Raw genomic sequence first — 17496 nt, forward strand, 5'->3', positions numbered from 1 at the left:
TGATGGGCTACTTGTCCCGCGACAGGATGACGACGCTGTACGGGCCCAGGTTGTTGAGGGAGCCGCTGGCGGGCAGGCCGTCCTTGCCATTCCACTTGCCGCCCACGTCGAAGCTCTGGGCATTGCCGAAGTCGCCGGAGTAGCCCTGCCAGTCGCTGTTGTAACGCACCTTCCACGTGCCGTCGGAGGGCAGGCCCAGCTCGTAGTTGGAGAGCTGCTTGCCGCCGAAGTTGACCACGACGATGGTGTCGTCACCCGGCCCGCCCTTGTCCCAGCGGTGGAAGGCGATGACCTTGTCGTCGTTGTTCACGTGATGGACGTTGACGTTCTCCCCACGCAGGCCCGCGGTGTTGTCGTTCCAGTTGCGCCGGAGCTTGATGAGGTCCGTGTACGCCTGGTTGATGCCGGCGAAGGACTCCTTCTTCTGCCAGTCGAGCGGGTCGCCGTCCTGGAAGTGGCCGTCCTCGAGGAACTCCTGGCCCTGGAAGAGCATGGGAATGCCAGGGCTGGTCATCGTCAGCGCGGCGCCGATGAGCGAGCGCTTCTTGGCGTGATAGCCACCGGAGTCCCAGCCGCCCACCTCGCTGGGCAGCCGCTGCTTGCCATTGGCCACCTCGTCGTGGCTCTCCGTGTAGATGACCCGCTGGGTGGCGTTGCCGTTGTATTTGAAGCCAATCGCGCGGGCGACGGCGTTCATGTCGCGCTCCGCGTCGGAGAAGGCCGTCAGCGCCGTGCGCACGGGGTGCACGAAGTTGGAGTCCCACTGGCTGTCGAAGTTGGCGCCGTCCGGGTGCGTGAGGCCGCCCTCGTTGCCCAGGTCCTCGGCGATGATGATTTTCTGCGGGAACTCGCGGTTGACGGCGTCGTTGATGTCCCGGAGCAGCTGCCAGCCCTGCGGGTTGTCCTCGCCGCTGGCCTGACGGATTTCCTTGGTGGCATCCAGCCGCAGGCCGTCCATGTGGTAGTCGCGCAGCCACATCATCGCGTTGTCACGCAGGTAGTCGCGCACCTCGGGGCGACCGTAGTCCGGCCGGGTGTCGCCCCACGGCGTCTTCGCGCGCCAGTCCGTGTAGAAGTAGCTGCCGCCCTTGCCGTACGTCTCGCCGTCGAAGTCCCAGTGGGGCAAGTCACTGGGCCCCAGGTGGTTGTAGACGACGTCCATCACCACGCCGATGCCGCGCTTGTGCGCCTCGTCGACGAAGCGCTTGAGGTCCTCGGGGCTGCCGTAGGCGCTCTCCGGCGCGTTGGGGAAGGCGGGGTTGTAGCCCCAGCTGAAGTCGGCGGCGAACTCGGCCGAGGGCATCAACTCCACGACGTTGATGCCCAGGTCCTTCAGGTGGTCCAGCTTGTCGATGGCGCTCTGCCAGTTGCCGGGGCCCCAGCCGGGCGAGTCGTTGAACGTGCCCACGTGCATCTCGTAGATGACCGCCTCGTTCCAGGCCGGCATCTTGAACTCCCAGTCGTGCTTCCACTCGTAGGACTTGTGGTCGACGATGACGGAGTTGCCCGTGGAGTTCGTCACGTCGTTGGCGCGAGGGTCTCCCTTCCAACGCCAGTCGCCGTGCTTGCCCTGGATGACGTACTGGTACTGCTCACCGGCCTTCGCGCCGGGGACGTCCAGGGAGAAGTTGCCGCTCGGCTCGCGCTGGAGCTCCACCGACTCCCAGTTGCTGAAGTCACCGGCCACCTGCACGCGCTGGGCGTTGGGCGCCCACACGCGGAAGGTGCTCCCGCCGTCGTAGGGAATGGCGCCCATGCCCGGACGACTGGAGGGCTGGGTGGGCATGGGCACGGCGGTGGCCCGGGGCAACTCCGCGACCAGGCTGCCGTCCTTGCGGACAAGCTCGCGCCCCGTGGGACCGTGGTCCGGCGGAGCACGCCGAGCCTCCGCGCCACGCGTCCGCCGGACATCGTCGAAGAAGTCCTTCACCGCCGGCCCGCGCGCGCCAGCGCCCTTGGGACTGGACGCGGGCTGCGACGACTTCGCCTCGGCCTCGGTGGAACGGGACGTGGAAGAGGTGGCGGGACGGCTCAGTGGGGGAATCCGGGTGGGCATGGCTCGGCCGTTGTCTGGAGAAATCCAGAATCAGTATCGAGCACACGCCTACAAGGTTGCTTGAGCCATGTTTCAGGCGCCGCTGACGCCCCTGAAACCGCATCAACCTGAAAACAAAAACACGTTATTCACGGCTGCTGACCGCCGACCCGAGCCCACTGCCTCGAATCCAGGGGTCGACTCGCACCCTCTGAGAATGGACGGCACAGGGACGCACCTTCCCGGCGTCGGACCTACTCGCGCGGGAAGAGAGGCTCCCGCGTGACGACGACGTCGTGAGCGGCATCGCGAGTCAGGGCGTCTCCATGAAACCCGGCCTCGCCCACGGAGGGCGCGGAGGAGCCGCGCGAGGCCTCCGCCACGCTCTTGATGTCGGCCAGGCCCCGCTCGAAGTCCCGGCCCATCACCTCGTCCATGCTGGCGAAGAGCTGGAGCGCCTTGCCAGCGAAGGTGTTCTCCCCGGACATCACCCACGTCAGCTTCACGCCGTCCGCGGTGGGTGTGAGCAGGTACTCGGTGGTGTTGGTGGCCCGCATCGGCGCGGTGAAGTCGAGCCGGATTCGCACGTACGCGGGCGGGCGGCTCTCCATGATTTCCATCCGCCCGGAGCCCGTCCGCTCCCCCCGCCACTCATAGATGGCGCCCACGCCCGAGGCCGCTCCGGCCAGGGAAACCTGCTGGGTGGGCTCCAGCTTCCACCAGGGCGACCACTGCTCCCAGTACCGGAAGTCGTTCACCAGCGCGAAGACGACGTCGGCGGGCGCGTGGATGGTCGCGCTCCGCTCGACGCGGAACGTGCCAGGTCGCTGGCCGATGGCGAACAGCAGCAGCACGACGATGACCGTCGAGATGACACCTGATGTCTTCTTCATGAAAACTCCCGAGCGTTCAGAAGGAATGGATACGTCGGGCCCCCCCGGGCCATGCACCGAGCGCTCAATCGCCGCTCTTCAGCGGCGACGAATGAGGACCCCGCAAATCGACACGTGGTTTTCGAATTTCCCGGTCTTTCCAAGTGCCCGGAAAGATTGAGGCTGGCGACCTCGGGGAGCACCCATTAGAAGTGGGCGCCCTCCTCGACGCCCGACACCATGAGAAAGACCCACCGTCCCCTCACCACCGTGGCCCTGGCCCTGAGTCTCTTCATGGCGGCCCTGGAAGTGACTGTCGTATCCACCGCCATGCCCACGGTGGTGGGCGAGCTGGGTGGCATCCAGAGCTACGCGTGGGTCTTCACCGCGTACATGCTGTCCTCCACCATCACCGTCCCCATCTACGGGAAGCTGGCGGACCTGTACGGTCGCAAGCCCATCATCCTGTTCGGCATCGGGCTGTTCCTCGCGGGCTCCATCGCCAGCGGCCTGGCGTCCTCCATGGGGATGCTCATCGCCTTCCGGACGCTTCAGGGCCTGGGCGCGGGGGCCATCCAGCCGGTGGCGCTCACCATGATTGGTGACCTGTACACGATGGAGGAGCGGGCCCGGGTGCAGGGCGCGTTCAGCGCGGTGTGGGGCGTGGCGGGACTGGTGGGCCCCGTCACGGGCGGGCTCATCGTGAAGTACCTGAGCTGGCACTGGATTTTCTTCATCAACGTGCCAGTGGGGATGCTCACCTTCGCGCTCATCGTCGCCTTCTTCCACGAGCAGGTGCAGCACAAGCCGCAGCAGCTGGACTACGCGGGCGCGGGGTTGTTGTGCGCGGGCGTGGTGGCGCTGCTCTTCGGGGTGCAGGGCGTGGGAACGAACCTGTGGGCCCTGCCGGCCGCGCTGGTGTTGCTGGTGGCCTTCGTCCAGGTGGAGCGCCGGGCCCCGGCGCCCGTCATCCCGATGACGATTTTCAAGCACCCCGCCATCGCCATCTCCTCCGTGGCCGGGGCGCTCTTCTCCGCGGCGATGTTCGGAGCGACCACCTATGTGCCGCTGTACGTGCAGGCGGTGCTGGGCGGCTCGCCCACGACGGCGGGCGGGATGATTACGCCGATGATTGTCGGCTGGCCGCTCGCGGCGCTGTTCGCGGGGAAGCTCTTGCTGCGCACGGGCTTCCGGCCGCTCATCGTCGGAGGGCTGGGGCTGACGGTGGTGGGCACGACGCTGATGGCCCTGCTGCTCAAGCAGGACGCGCCCCTCTTCGCGCTCCAGGTGGCGATGGCGCTGTTCGGCGTCGGTCTGGGCTTCGCGTCCACGGCGCTGCTCATCGCGGTGCAGACGAGCGTGGGCTGGGAGCTGCGGGGCGTGGCCACCGCCAGCAACATGTTCTTCCGCACCATCGGCGGAGTGCTCGGCGTGGGGTTGATGGGCGGGGTGATGGTGTCGCGGCTTTTGGCGGACCCGACGATTCCCGTGGAGGCCGCCAACGCGCTGCTCGGTCCCGAGCGGGGCCACGCCTCCATTCCCGAGGCGACGCTGCGGACCTTGAGCGGCGCGCTGACCTCCGGGCTGAGCATCAACTTCTGGCTCATCTGCCTCTTCGCGGTGGGCGCCTTCATCGCGGGGCTGTTCTTCCCCCGCGTCCAGCGCAACGCCGGCACGCCCGTCGCCACCGAGGCCGCCGCCGCGCCGCACTGAGGCGCGCGCGACGCCCTCACCCCCGCGAGAAGACGCGGGGAGCGGGCTCCGTCACCCAGAACAACTCCAGGGCCTTGCCCGGCAGCCTCACGCGCAAGCTGTCCGTGCCCTCGACGGCGAAGAGGCCGTCCTCCGTCATGGGCATCAGCCGGCCAGGCGGACGGCCCGGCCGCACGAGCCACAAGCTCCCGTCACGCAGGCTCACGTCGATTTCTCCATAGCGCCCCGCAAGCGACTTGAGTCGCGCCGAGGAGAGCGACACGGGCCGGCGCTTCGCCTCCAGGCCGGCGCGCGCCCACGCATACTCGGCCAGCTCCTGCGCCGTGGCTCCCGGACGCTGGGCCAGGCGCTCCACCGCCATGGACAGGGCGACCTCCAGGGCCTCGGTGGCGGGCACCTCCCGGTCCGGCGCCACGCCCGTGCCCTCCCAGTTGGACTGGCTGACGGCGTGGACGGGGCGGCCCTCCGACACACTCAACTGGAAGCACGGCGCCACCGGCAGCATCGCGTTGTTGTTCGCCGCGCCCGCCGTCCGCGTGCCCACCAGGGTGCCCAGCTTGAACTGCTGCACGTCGTACGCGAAGTCCTCGCCCGCGGAGCCCACCCGGCCATCAATCAGGACATACAGCGGCTTGCCCATCAGCCGTCCCGCGGGCACGTGCTCCAGCGTGCGCGACTGGACCGGCGGCTGGGTGCCACTCTGGAACGTCATCAAGAGCGTGTCCGGCGCCAGGAAGTGGCTGACCAGGTACTGCACCGCCGCGTGCGAGCCACCGCCGTTGCCGCGCAGGTCGATGATGAGGGCGTCACCGTCGCGAAGGAACCGCATCGCGTCGTCATAGACGCCGCCCGTCTCGTCGCGGACCCACATGAAGCCGGTAACCTTCATCGAGCGCACGTTGCCCGGATGGACCTTCAGCTCCGTCAGGCCGTGGTGCTGACGCAGGGCCTGCTTCCGGTGGAACGCCTCGGCGCTGTCGCTCGCGGAGACCTTCGGGCCCGCCTGCTGCGCGGCGAACCAGGCGGGGTCATGAATCAGGTACAGGTGCCCGTCTCCGCTGGCCGCCTTCAGGTCCTCGGTGACGTGCTCGGCGAGCTGCCCTGGCGTGTTGCCCGCATACCGCCCGGACTTCCGGCCGCGAGCCAATCGCTCGAGGATGACCGCGCGCTTCTCCGGGAAGACATACGAGCGCTGGATGACCGACTCGATGGTGTCCAGGGTGGTGGCCAGCTCCGCCGGGGTGAGCGGCCCGCGCGCGGGCGTCACGGGAGGCGCCACCCTCGGTTGGGCATGGGCGCCTCCGCCCAGAAGGAGCAGCGAGGCAAGGACGGCGAGCCACGGCCTAGACGTCTTCATCTGAGTCTCCGGTGTCATTCGAGGTGTCGATTCCCAGCCGCTCTCCGGCCCGGGCGCGCAGCCCTCGCCGGTCCAGGGCCTGGTCCAGTCCATCCAGTTGCGCCATCAGCGAGGGAGCACCTTCGCGCAGCAGTTCGTCCGCCCCCTGGGCGATGGCGGCCCACAGCGGCGCGAGGCGCGTGGCTGTCCGCTGCCCCTTCGCGCTGAGCAGCAGTCGCTGACGACGGCCATCCTCCGGGTCCGGCTTGCAGAGGATGAGTCCCTCCCGCTCCAGCGCGGTGCGCACCTGGCTGACCGCCGCATGGGTAATCCCGAGCCGCGCGGCCAGTTCGCCCACCGTCAGCGGACCGGAGTCCCTCAAGGTCGTGAAGACCGCGTACCAGCGGGGCTCGAACCGCTCGCCCGCGGCGCGGTAGAGGGCGAGCACGTCCCGGTCCATCCGCTCCACGAGACGCCGCAGGCGCGTCCCGAAAGCCAGGGTGCCCTGCTTCCTGAGGGAGTCCATGAACTCCGTTATCGCTTACGGAGTTTCGCGAAGCAAGGAGGTCGCGTGGGGCGGGCGCTGAAATACGAGACGGGAGCGCGCCCCCCCCATGGACACGCCCCCGTCTCGTGAAGCAACAGCCACTCAGTGGTGGTAGCCGGACGCCTCTTCCCGAGTCATTGGCGCGCTCACCGGGTGGCGCTTGAAGTGCTCGATGCACGCGAGGAGGTCCGTCACCAGCAGCGTGGCCAGATCCCGGCTGACGCCGTGGCGCACCAGCACGCGCTGCACCACCAGGTCCTGGAGGTTGGCGGGCATGGGGTACGCGGGCACCAGCCAGCCACGCTCACGCAGCCGGTCCGCCAGGTCGTAGAGGGTGAAGCCCGGATTCACCCCGTCCTTCATCTTCCAGCACACACCGGGCACGCCGCCCCGGCCGTCGTAGACGATGTCGAACAGGCCAATCTGCTCGATGGCCTTCGCGATGACATTCGCCGTGTCCGAACACGCCTGCTGCAGTCGCCGGTAGCCCTCCTTCCCCAGCCGGAGGAAGTTGTAATACTGGATGACAATCTGCCCGCCCGGCCGCGAGAAGTTCAGCGCGAAGGTCGGCATGTCGCCGCCCAGGTAGTCCACGCGGAAGATGAGCTCCTCGGGGAGGTCCTCCTTGTCGCGCCACACCACCCAGCCGCAACCCAGCGGCGTGAGGCCGAACTTGTGGCCGGAGGCGTTGATGGACTTCACGCGCGGCAGCTTGAAATCCCAGACGACGTCCTGGTGGATGAAGGGCGCGAGGAAGCCGCCGCTGGCCGCGTCCACGTGGATGGGGATGTCCAGCCCGGTGCGCTTCTGGAGCCCATCCAGCGCGGCTGCAATCTCCTGCACCGGCTCATAGATGAGGTTGAAGGTGATGCCCAGCGTGGGCACGACGCCGATGGTGTTCTCGTCGCACAGCTTGAGCACCTCATCGGGCGTCATCACCATGCGGCCCTCGGCCAGCGGCACCTGGCGCAGCTCCACGTCGAAGTAGCGCGCGAACTTGTGCCAGCAAATCTGCACCGGCCCGCAGATGAGGTTGGGCTTGTCGGTGGGCTTGCCCGCCGCCTCGCGCCGCTTGCGCCAGCGCCACTTGAGCGCGAGGCCTCCCAGCATCGCCGCCTCGCTGGAGCCGGTGGTGGAGCAGCCCATGGTGCTGGCCGCGTGCGGCGCGTGCCACAGGTCGGCGAGCATGTTCACGCAGCGCGTCTCGATTTCGGCGGTCTGCGGGTACTCGTCCTTATCAATCATGTTCTTGTCGAGGCACTCGTCCATCAGCTTGTGCACCTGGGGCTCGGACCAGGTCTGGCAGAACGTGGCCAGGTTCTGCCGGGAGTTGCCGTCCAGCAGCAGCTCGTCGTGCACGACGGCGTAGGCATGCTCGGCGCTGTGCTCCTCGTCGGGGATGCGATACTTCGGCATCGGGACGGACAGGTCCGGCGAGGCGTAGACGTCATCGTTGATGCGGTCCCGGACTTCATCTTTTCCATGCAGGGGCATGTGTTCTCCTCGCGTCGGTCCACCGTGAAGGCATCACTCGGACGTGAGATGGAGGCACCCGCCCGGAAGGGCGTCGTCTCCAGGAGAGGGGCAGGCCGACGGGCAGCCGCACGCTCCACCTGGAGGATGCGGCTTGTCAGGCGCGTCGCGAGCGGGGAGGCCGTCTTGATAGGGTCGGCGAATGTTCGAGACTGGGGAGGAAATGCGCGGGCTCATGCGCCGTCGCCCTGGCCTGTATCTCGGGGGCGCCGACGGATTTGCCCTCCACTCACTCGCCGAGGTGGTGCTCCGGTCGGGCGCCGTGGCCGCCAGGGAGCGAGGGACACGCGAGGTATCCCTGAGCATGGGGGCGGACGGCTCCTGCACGGCCGTCTTCGACGGCTGGAGTTGCCCGGCGGGAGTGGAGGCCATGCCGGAGGAGGTCGAGGGCTGGCTCTCCCTCACGAGCTACGACCCGAGGGGCACTAGGCCCGAAGGTGTCACCCGGGGACTGGTGCTTCCGACGTGCTACGACGACCTCGCGATGGTCAGCGTCTTCTCCTCGTCGCTCGACGTCCGCGTGTGGGGACAGGGACGGGCCTGGGGTCAGCGCTTCCGTGAAGGGATTCCCCAGGGAGGCATGCGGCCCGAGGTGCTCGACGTGCCCGCTTCCGACTCGGGCTTGCGCCTCGTCTTCACTCCGGACGCGTCCCTCTTCGCGGAGCCCCCGCGCGAGGTCTCCGAGGAGGTGATTCGGAGAATGCGGGAGCTGGCGACGCTCGTCCCGGGAGTCCTCTGGCGGTTCCACGACGCGCCATCGGGACGCGAGGAGCGGATCCTCCGCGAGCAGGGGCTCGCGGACCTGTGTCGCGAATCCACGGTGTCCTCGGGGCCGCTCCACGAGCCCTGGAGCTTCGAGGGCTTGTCGGGCACGACGCGGTTCCGACTCGCGATGCAGTGGTGTGAGCGCCCCGGTGAGGGCTTCGCCTGTTGGGGCAACCTCCAGCGGTGCTCGCATCGCGACATCCCCCGCGAGGGGCTGAGGCGGGGCCTGCATGAGGCCGTGAGCGCCAGGAGGGCGGCCCTCGGCTATCGACAGGTGAAGCTCCCGTTCAGCAAGTCCGCGCTGGCAACGGGACTCACGGCGGTGATGGAGCTCGTCGTCCCCGTGCCCATCTGGCACCGGCACACGCACGACAGGTTGGAGACCCCCGAGGTCGAGAGCGCCGTGGCCGGGCTCGTCGCGAAATGGGTGGAGGAGGCGCTCGCGCGAAGTCCGGAGCTGGAGGCGCGGCTGCTACCGCTGGCGGCCGTGCGCGCGCCCTCGATGCGCGCGTCACGACGATGACGCACCCGGCCTGACTTCCCCATCGAGTCGACAAGGGCAACTCCAGCGACTCCCAGGTGCTCTCTCAGCGAGTCTCGCCCTGGAACGCCTTCACGAGGGCGTTGATACGCCGTCCGCTCGGGTCCTCCTTTCGCGGGTCAGCGATGACAAGCACCATCTTGCCGGAGACCATCGCGGCTCCGGCGGCATTGCCAACGAGCGTCCAGCCGGCCTCCTCGGCCTGCCGTGCCTTCTCGGTGCTTTCGAACACACACACCGTGGCGTCCAGGCCACTGACCTTTCCAGCCCGGCACTTGCCCCCCGGAAGCTTCTCGCCCACGTCGGTGAACGCCGAAGGCGACTCTCCCGCCGCCCTCCACGCATCAAGCACATCATCCACCCCGCTGGAGCACCCCGCCACCAACAGCAGCATCAACGCCAGAGCCACTCTCGGCACGCTCAATCCCGTCCCTTGTACTTCTTGTGTTTGTGTTTCTTGTGCTTCTTGTGCTTCTTGTGCTCGTGGTGGTCGCAGTGGTCATGATGCACATGCACGCGCTCCTCCCGGACGACGCGCCCCTCCCACTCAGGTGGCGGAGGCGGCGGAGGCGGCCCTCCCACCCGAATCTCGACGCTGGGCACCGGAATGTTCAGGCCCACCTGGATGACGGGGCCGCGGTACTCGGGCGGAGGGCCCACGGTGATGACCGGACGCGGAGCGCTCCAGGAGCGATACACCGTATTGACGCGCACCAGACTCGGGCTCCCTTGCTTGTACTCCTGGGGATACTCGCCCGCGTAGTAGCTGACGTCCTCCTTCTCCACGAACTCGTGGCGCGGCGGAGGCTCGTAGGAATGATAGTGCGGCCCATCGTGGTAGCAGTACTCCACCACGTCCCTGTCGACGGAGATGTTGACGAGGACGTTGAGCACCACGGGATGGTGCCCGTAATAGGCATGCCGCGGCCCCTCGTAGCCAAAGGGCGTCGGGTCTCCAATGAAGACATAGACGTTTTCACGCGTACGATAGAGCGTGTCGGCGTGCAGCGGGGCGGCGGTGTGCACATGCACCATCTCCATGTGGCACAGCCCATCCGCCGGTTGCCCGGTGCGGGGGTGCATGCCCGCGTACCTCCACTGCTTCGCCTCGACCACACCGGCGGAAGCGAGCAGGAGCATCGCGAGCAGGCCGGCCAGATTCATCCGTGACATGGTGGGGTTCTCCCTCGGAGCCGCATTCTATACCGGACCCTTTTCCCGAGAGGTCGAGCACACTCACATCCGAAGCCCGCACCTGCAGTCCCTGCTCGCGTGCTCCACGAGCAACCCCAGTACCGCGGACACGAAACATTTCCGCACCATGACACTCCGCTCCAGGATGCACGCGGCCGAGTAACCTTTCCCTCCGCCTCCGATGCTCCTCCCCTCGCCCCGCTCTCTGCGCCGTTGGCTCCTCTCACTGGCGGGCCTGCTGACTGCCATCGGAGTGGGAGTAGAGGTCGCCTACTCCGCGCTCGGCGCGCGGAAGCTGGAGCCCCTCGTCGCATTTCTCTCCCTGAGCTACGAGCGGAACCTGCCCACCTGGTACGCCTCGGCATTGTTGCTGAGCTGCGCGCTCGTGCTCGCGGGCATCGCCCGCGTGGCGGGACGCCCCCGGGAGCAAGGATGGATTCACTGGTGGGCCCTGGCGCTTGTGTTCGCGTACATCTCCCTGGACGAGAGCGTGGGTCTCCATGAGCACCTCGGAAGCCTGCTCTCCCTGAGTGGAGTGCTGTTCTTCACCTGGGTGGTGCCCGCGGCAATCCTCGTGGTGCTCGGCGGACTTGCCTTCCTGCCCTTCCTCGCGCGGCTCGCGCCGCGACGGCGCGGACAGTTCATCCTGGCGGGTGTGCTGTACGTGGGTGGCGCGCTGCTCATGGAGCTGCCGCTGGGGTGGTGGACGGAGCAACACGGCAACGACAACCTCGTGTATGCGCTCATCGACCACGTGGAGGAGGCACTCGAGCTGGTCGGGGCCAGCCTGTTCCTCGCGGCGCTCGTGGAGGAGCTCAGCGAGCGCGTGGAGTTCGCGGTGCGAAAGGAGGCGGCCCATGGCCCTGGCCCAACCGCGCCCTCCTGAGACACAACCTCCGGTGGAGTCTGTACGAGAGGCCGCTCCTGTATCGGCGCGCTCTTCGTACATCATAGGGCCCACCTACGACTGGGCCTTCTTCCTGCTGCCGCCGCTGCTGGCGCTCGGGTTGGGCATCGCCATCTCAGGCACGCACTTCAGCGACACTCCCGTCCAGTTCTTCGGCCAGGAGAAGACGTGGGCCGGGCTGATGGTGGGCAGCATCATCCATGCGCACCTGGTGGCGGTGTTCTTCCGCAGCCATGGCAACCCCGCCATCTTCCGGCTCCATCCACTGCGCTTCGTCCTCGTCCCCGTGCTGGCCTGGGCGGTCATTCGCGGCTCGGCGGTGGTGGCCGCCGCCGCCACCGTGCTCGCGACGTTCTGGGACGTGTGGCACTCGGGGCTGCAGACGTTCGGCCTGGCACGCATCTATGACCGCAACCAAGGCAACCCACCCGCCGCGGGGCGCCGGCTCGACTACTGGCTGAACCACCTGCTGTACGTCGGCCCCATCCTCGCTGGCGCCACCATGCTGGACCATTTCAGCAGCTTCGAGTCCTTCGAAGCGGTGGGAATGCCGTGGCTCGCCTCCGTGCCCGCGCGCATGACGGCCACCCACCGCGCCTGGACGATGGGCGTCGTGGCCGTGGGGGGCACGTTCCTCGTCTTCTACGTGGCGGCCTCGGTACACCTGTTGAGGAAGGGCCACCATCTCTCCTTCCACAAGGTGTTCCTGTTGGTCACCACAGGCGCCTGCTCCATCTACTCCTGGGGCTTCAACACCTGGGGCGAAGCGTTCTTCATCATGAACCTGCTCCACGCCATCCAGTACCTGGCGCTGGTGTGGGCCATGGAGGGCGAGCGGCTGCGTGAGCGGCTGCGGCTGAAGTGGCGCGGGCTCGCGCTCGCGTTGTTCCTGGGCACGGTGCTCACCTACGGCGTGTGGGCCGAGCTGCTGGACTCCGACCTGGAGAGCCTCTGGTCCCTCACCCTCGTCGTGTCCCTGCTGCACTTCTGGTACGACGGCTTCATCTGGTCCGTCGCGCGCAAGCAGGTGTGAGCACCTCGCTCCACCGGGCTGGCGCTGGTGGAGGAGCTTCCCACGGGCACGGTGACGCTGGACTTCGACCCGGGCACGTTCTCGTTCCAGGTGGCGCGGGAGAAACGGCGGCACCCACCGGATGCGGGGCGTCAAGGCCAACGGTCAACACTGGCGTTCCTTGAGGCGGTGGACTGTCCTCTCCCTGGGACTTGCCTCCACGCGCACGGGCCGCCACCTCCAAGCGGAAGCGGTCCACCACCAACCAGCCCCAGATGCACCGGACTCCAGATGCACCGGGCTCGCCAGGTCGCGACTGTCGCCGCTCTTCTCTTCAGAAGAGCCTGTCCCATCGCGTCCGGGCCCAGTTCTTCCCCGCGTCGAGGCCGTCGCGCACGCCGTCCGCCCTCGAGAGTGAGCCCCAATTGTAGTTGGAGCCGATGTCGACCATCCCGTCGACACCTCGGGCCCGCATCTCCGCGGCGACCTTCGTCGGGTCCTCGGCGTTTCCCCAGACCGAGACAGTCCCCGCGGTCTTGAAGACCTCGATGGCCTCGTCACTCAGCGCATCATGGTGCACCACGAAGGTGGTGGGGCCTCCGCCCGCCCTTCTTGCCTCGTCGACCATCTGCCGGGCATCGGCTGCCCTCACCGTTCCATCGCCGGGCGGCGGATTGATGGCGAGGATGGCATTGGGAAAGCGCGTGCGAATCTCATCTCCCCAGGTCTTCACGTCGCCGAAGCCCAGGTTGAGCATCAGTCGCTCCTGGGGAACACCCACGCGCTCAATCTCGTCGAGCACGGCACCCATGTGCTCGCCTTCCTTGATGTCGAGCTTGAGCCCACGTCCCGACTCCTTCCCCATGCTCAGCCACTCATGGAGGGAGAGGTTGTCCCCGCTCTCGTGCGTCGTGTCGTGACGCATCTCCAGGGAGTCGTGGTTGAGCTCCTTCCGGACGTCGCCCTCGAACCAGTTGGCGTCACTCTGGAGCGCGGACTGGAACTCCTCCTTCGTGTTGGTGCGATGCGCGTTGCGCGCCTCTGAGAGTGGCCTGTCCCCGGACCAGGTGTTTCCCGGCGCGGAGGCCCGCTCGACGGTCCGTGCGCCGCGAGGCGCCTGGAAGCTGTCCACCTGGGAGTATCCGGTGGGCTCCCCCGCGGACTTTGTCTTGGGAGGCGGTGGGGGCGGAGGCGGTGGAGGCTTGGGCCATGCGACAACCTTGCGGCGAATGCGATTCAGGAAACCGAATGACATGTGAGACCTCCCATTCCAATTCTCGGGAGTTGATTCAGGAGGGTGCGGGAGCTGCCCCGTGGGCTGAGCCGGGCGATGACTTCAGAACGCTTGTTCTCAAGCGGCTCTTTCATTGCGAAGGTCAAACTTTGACCTGGATGGACACGTGAAGCCTGTCTTCATTGTTGCCCCGGGTGCGGGGCCTTAGGCTGCGGCGTGTTTCCATCCATGGAATGACATTTCAGGAGGTCACCGTGACGCGTCGTGTACTCATGCCTTTCGCCGGCTTGTGCGGTCTTCTGTTGAGCCTCTGCGTGGGGTGCGGCGTCTCATCCGTGCCTGGCGAGGAAGAAGCGCTGCCAGAAGCCGCCCGTGTGTCGAGTCCCCTGGCGGACACCGAAGCTCCGCCCGTCCCCACGGGCTTGAGCATCCTCGCGGCGAACAGCGGTGTCATCCTGTCGTGGGACCCGAGCCCCGCGGCGGACCTCAAGGACTATGCGGTCCGCTACCGCGTCGTGGGACAGACAACGCCGTCCTACAAGTGGGGAGTGGGCGCGCCGCCCCTGACGCTCCCGGGGCTGGTGAATGGAGTGACCTATGCCTTCGAAGTGAAGGCCCAGGACACCTCGGGCAATGCCTCGGCGTACTGCGCGGCGGTGAACGCCACGCCTACGCCCACCGGGCCGGACGTGACACCTCCCGTGGTGCCAGGACAACTCGTGGCGACTCCAGGCGACACCGTGCTCGGACTGACCTGGAGCGCCAACACCGAGCCGGACTTCCGGCGGTACACGGTGAAGTACCGCGCCGCGGGGGCAGCGACCTACAGTTACCGCTACAGCCTCACCCAGCCCCTGGTGACGCTCACGGGGCTGGTGAATGGCACGACCTACGAGCTGATGGTGAAGGCCGAGGACCTCTCCGGCAATGCCTCGGGCTATGCGACGCCCATCACCGCCACGCCCGCGGCGAGCACGCCGCAGTGCCCGACCTTCGGCGCGCCGGTCAATCTGACGCCCCACAACATCGCCATCCTCACCGATGCCTCGGGGCTCGCGGCCAGCAGGGCCAACGCCCAGGTCGTCTGGACGCACAATGACCGGTGTGGCGCCAGCGGCGGCAACTGCGTCGAGCATGTCTACGCGCTGAGCGCCGTGGACGGCCATTTCCTGGGCACCTACACCCTGTCGAGCAACCCGAACCTGGATTGGGAGGACATGGCCATGGGCCCCGGCCCCGTGAGCGGCGTGGACTACGTCTACGTGGGCCGCATCGGTGACAACAATGGCCTGCCGAGCGTGCGGGAAGTCGTGCGATTCCCCGAGCCGACCGTCAGCGTGGCCCAGGCGCCCGTGACGGTGCCCGTGAGTGGCGTGGAGCGCTTCCCGTTCACCTATCCAGGCGGCGTGGCGCCCAACGCGGAGGCGATGTTCGTGGACACCCAGGGCGACATCTACATCGTGACCAAGGCGCCGTCGGGACACTCGCAGGTGTACCGCTATGCCGTGCCGCTGAACGCGCCGGGCGTGTCCCGGACGCTGGAGCTGGTGGCGGAGCTCGACTTCCTGCCGGGCTCGACGGCGGAGGAGGACCGCGTGGTGACAGGGGGCGCCATCTCCCCCGACGGCGGGGAGATTCTCATCAAGACCTATACGCACACCTTCCTATGGAAGCGACAGGCGGGGCAAAGCGTCCCGGCGGCGCTGCTGGGGACCCGGTGCGAGGTGACGAACCCCGGCTATTCGGAGGCACTCACCTTCGCGCCTGATGGCAGCGCCTTCTTCTCGCTCGGCGAGGGCAACACCAAGGCGCTCAAGCGCGTCACGAGGCTGTAGAGCCCGACAGCTCCGCGCGGCCATCCCCATCAACCCGTTCATGCTCGCGCCCCCGCGCGACCCGAGCGGCGCGAGGCACCGTATCGAAACCCATGTGGCTTTTTATCCCGGGTGGGGCTGGAGGCCCTCGTCGCGCGGTTCCGGAGCCGCGTTCTCGCCGCAGTGGGGCCGTGTGAATGGGGCCGGCATGGGGGCAAACCATGGCATGCCGTCTGCAAACTCGCGGTGCATGAAGGTCAACCGATGAATGACCCACGCCGCGCGCCCCTCTTTTCGGGCCCACGAACCTTCCCGATGGGCGAGGGCGCGGCCGGTCGTCGCGGCGTCCTCGCCCTGGCGCTCTGTCTGGGGCTCGGGAGCACCGCGGCCCTGGCGTCTCCAGACAAGGCCCCCTTCCCGAAAGGCACGGTCCTGGACGAGAAGCTCCTGAAGGATTGGGGTGGGGGGAGCACGCTGAAGCGCCTCGCCTGCGAAGGTCCCTTTTGTTTGTGGCACCTCATCGATGACTTGGGATCCTGCGCCAACGGGTACTGCGCGCTCGAGACACTGATGCTGTCGGACCTCCAGGGGGAGGTCCTGGGGGCAACCTATCGCCTCGAACACGCCCCAGCGAACACCGTGAGGTTCCTCGACCCGGAGCATGTCGAGGTCGTCACCTCGAGCAAGAACCGGCTGCCCTACACCTTCGTCGACTACGGCCTGGCCCAGAAACAGGTGTACCGGCGGGTCATGAAGGTGTCACGGGATGGGGCGCGCTTCATCGCTGTGCCCAGCCAGGAGCCGAAGTGGACGAAGTCCAGCGCTCGGGTCGTGAACGCGCCAGTGAGCCCGAAGCCCCCCAAGCCTCGGGCGGTGAGTGACGAACTCCTCTCTCGGGCCCGCGCCCTGTGTCCCATGGGCGTGCGTTTCAATCCGCTGGAGTACGTCTGTCGGGATGGGACGTGCCTGCTGCTGCTCACGGGGTTCAAGCCCGATCCCGCTCCCGATGCCGTGCCCGAGGATGCGTCCTTGATGTCGGACGGCCGCCTCAAGGGGCCGTTCTGTGTCCTCGTCGTCAAGGGGAAGGAGCTCCACCTGGTTGCGTCCGAAGACTGGGCGACCTCCGTCCTGGTGGAGCCGACGTTCTATCTGTTCTGGGGCCCCATGGGCGTGCGCGGCTCGACGGTGGAGCTAGAGACGTTCTCCCGGGAGCGGCCGGGATACATGGCGTTCGCCAGCACCGCGGGAGCGGTCGTCAATGGGAGCCATCCCTACCCCGTGAGGTTCGCACGGTCCGCCGAGGACGCGCTGGCATTGGCTCCCACGGTCCAGGCCTACACGCAGGCGCATATCTCCTGGGGGCTCGAGGGCTGGAAGGACGCGGCGGACCTGGCGTTCGCGTGGCGCCTGGCGCGCGTGGGCGGAGCGCTCTCCCTCCACGTCGAGGTACATGATGACAAGGTGGCCCCCTTGGGGAGTGGCGAGGGGCTGCATTCAGACCACCTCGAGCTCACCGTGTGGCAGGTGCGAACTTCTGGCCCGCGCTCTGAAGATTTCAAGCTGGGGGTCCTGCTCGGGGCCGGAGGAAAGGTCGAGGCGCGTGACTGGACGAGAGATGCGCACCCGGGGCTTCCGTCCATCCAGGGCGCCTGGCGCAAGCGTCCCCGTGGCTACGAGGTGACGCTCACACTGCCGTTGGCGGAGCTCGGCGTCAGCGAACCCCTCGTGGCCGCCAGCTTCTCGCTCGCGGTCTCGGACGCGGATGCACGAGGCAAGCAGGAGACGGTGATGGGGCACGACGGGATGCTGCGCTTCTGGACCGAGTACCCACCGAGCATCGTCGAGTACCGCCGCCTGGACCGCAGGGACTGACGCGAGGGAAGAGGGCTGCGACGGTGAGCGTCAAGGTCGCTGTCGCGTGAGAGGGTTCAGGCCATGCGCTAGTGGGCTACCAGCTCCCCGAGGCCCAAGGGCCCCGTTCGCGGCGGAGTTG

14 protein-coding genes are annotated in these 17496 nt (G+C 67.7%); 6 read left to right on the plus strand and 8 right to left on the minus strand.

The genetic code is table 11. The features are described 5' to 3' along the window. Window positions 1–7: 7 nt before the first annotated feature. Both HUA75_RS23000 and HUA75_RS23005 read right to left on the minus strand, forming a co-directional pair. Window positions 8–2056 (minus strand): alpha-amylase family glycosyl hydrolase, encoded by a 2049-nt coding sequence (locus HUA75_RS23000; protein ID WP_174487630.1) that lies wholly within the window; start codon window positions 2054–2056, stop codon window positions 8–10. Window positions 2057–2289: 233 nt separating this feature from the next. Beyond that, entirely contained in the window at window positions 2290–2928 is a 639-nt protein-coding gene (locus HUA75_RS23005) for an SRPBCC family protein (protein ID WP_174487631.1), read from the minus strand. Between the two features lie 219 nt (window positions 2929–3147). On the opposite strand from HUA75_RS23005, the gene HUA75_RS23010 reads away from it, so the two are divergent. Continuing rightward, window positions 3148–4620 carry an MDR family MFS transporter gene (locus tag HUA75_RS23010; RefSeq protein ID WP_141645252.1) on the plus strand — a complete coding sequence of 491 codons (1473 nt, stop codon included), beginning with the start codon at window positions 3148–3150 and terminating at the stop codon, window positions 4618–4620. 16 nt (window positions 4621–4636) lie between these two features. Here HUA75_RS23010 and HUA75_RS23015 read toward each other — a convergent pair whose 3' ends face one another. From HUA75_RS23015 to HUA75_RS23025, 3 genes are all read right to left on the minus strand, one after another. Continuing rightward, window positions 4637–5977 carry a S41 family peptidase gene (locus HUA75_RS23015; RefSeq protein ID WP_141645253.1) on the minus strand — a complete coding sequence of 447 codons (1341 nt, stop codon included), beginning with the start codon at window positions 5975–5977 and terminating at the stop codon, window positions 4637–4639. Further along, window positions 5964–6482: a MarR family winged helix-turn-helix transcriptional regulator gene (locus HUA75_RS23020; protein WP_141645254.1), complete on the minus strand. Its 519-nt coding sequence runs from the start codon at window positions 6480–6482 to the stop codon at window positions 5964–5966. Before HUA75_RS23020 ends, HUA75_RS23015 begins: the two co-directional genes overlap by 14 nt. Before the next feature lie 123 nt (window positions 6483–6605). Next, window positions 6606–7997: a glutamate decarboxylase gene (locus tag HUA75_RS23025; protein ID WP_174487632.1), complete on the minus strand. Its 1392-nt coding sequence runs from the start codon at window positions 7995–7997 to the stop codon at window positions 6606–6608. A 214-nt stretch (window positions 7998–8211) separates the two neighbouring features. Here HUA75_RS23025 and HUA75_RS23030 point away from each other — a divergent pair, with 214 nt between their 5' ends. Beyond that, window positions 8212–9324: a DNA gyrase subunit B gene (locus HUA75_RS23030; protein ID WP_174487633.1), complete on the plus strand. Its 1113-nt coding sequence runs from the start codon at window positions 8212–8214 to the stop codon at window positions 9322–9324. 64 nt (window positions 9325–9388) lie between these two features. Here HUA75_RS23030 and HUA75_RS23035 read toward each other — a convergent pair whose 3' ends face one another. Both HUA75_RS23035 and HUA75_RS23040 read right to left on the minus strand, forming a co-directional pair. Then, entirely contained in the window at window positions 9389–9760 is a 372-nt protein-coding gene (locus HUA75_RS23035) for a hypothetical protein (protein ID WP_141645257.1), read from the minus strand. A 2-nt stretch (window positions 9761–9762) separates the two neighbouring features. Next, on the minus strand, window positions 9763–10515 hold the full coding sequence (locus HUA75_RS23040; RefSeq protein ID WP_141645258.1) for a hypothetical protein: 753 nt from the start codon (window positions 10513–10515) through the stop codon (window positions 9763–9765). A gap of 274 nt (window positions 10516–10789) precedes the next feature. Between HUA75_RS23040 and HUA75_RS23045 the strand changes: the two genes are divergently transcribed. Both HUA75_RS23045 and HUA75_RS23050 read left to right on the plus strand, forming a co-directional pair. Next, a complete protein-coding gene (locus tag HUA75_RS23045) occupies window positions 10790–11422 on the plus strand; it encodes a hypothetical protein (protein WP_371746172.1) in 633 nt (210 codons plus the stop codon). After that, window positions 11394–12476: a hypothetical protein gene (locus HUA75_RS23050; protein WP_141645260.1), complete on the plus strand. Its 1083-nt coding sequence runs from the start codon at window positions 11394–11396 to the stop codon at window positions 12474–12476. Before HUA75_RS23045 ends, HUA75_RS23050 begins: the two co-directional genes overlap by 29 nt. A 313-nt stretch (window positions 12477–12789) precedes the next feature. Here the strand turns inward: HUA75_RS23050 and HUA75_RS23055 are convergent, their stop codons facing one another. After that, window positions 12790–13710: an FAM151A/B family protein gene (locus tag HUA75_RS23055; protein ID WP_174487634.1), complete on the minus strand. Its 921-nt coding sequence runs from the start codon at window positions 13708–13710 to the stop codon at window positions 12790–12792. Between the two features lie 353 nt (window positions 13711–14063). Here HUA75_RS23055 and HUA75_RS23060 point away from each other — a divergent pair, with 353 nt between their 5' ends. After that, a complete protein-coding gene (locus HUA75_RS23060; RefSeq protein WP_217446236.1) occupies window positions 14064–15524 on the plus strand; it encodes a fibronectin type III domain-containing protein in 1461 nt (486 codons plus the stop codon). A 243-nt stretch (window positions 15525–15767) separates the two neighbouring features. Continuing rightward, a complete protein-coding gene (locus tag HUA75_RS23065) occupies window positions 15768–17375 on the plus strand; it encodes a hypothetical protein (RefSeq protein WP_174487636.1) in 1608 nt (535 codons plus the stop codon). Window positions 17376–17496: the final 121 nt, after the last annotated feature.

The sequence above is a fragment of the Myxococcus sp. CA040A genome, from assembly GCF_013336725.1.
Taxonomy (GTDB): Bacteria; Myxococcota; Myxococcia; order Myxococcales; family Myxococcaceae; genus Myxococcus; species Myxococcus llanfairpwllgwyngyllgogerychwyrndrobwllllantysiliogogogochensis.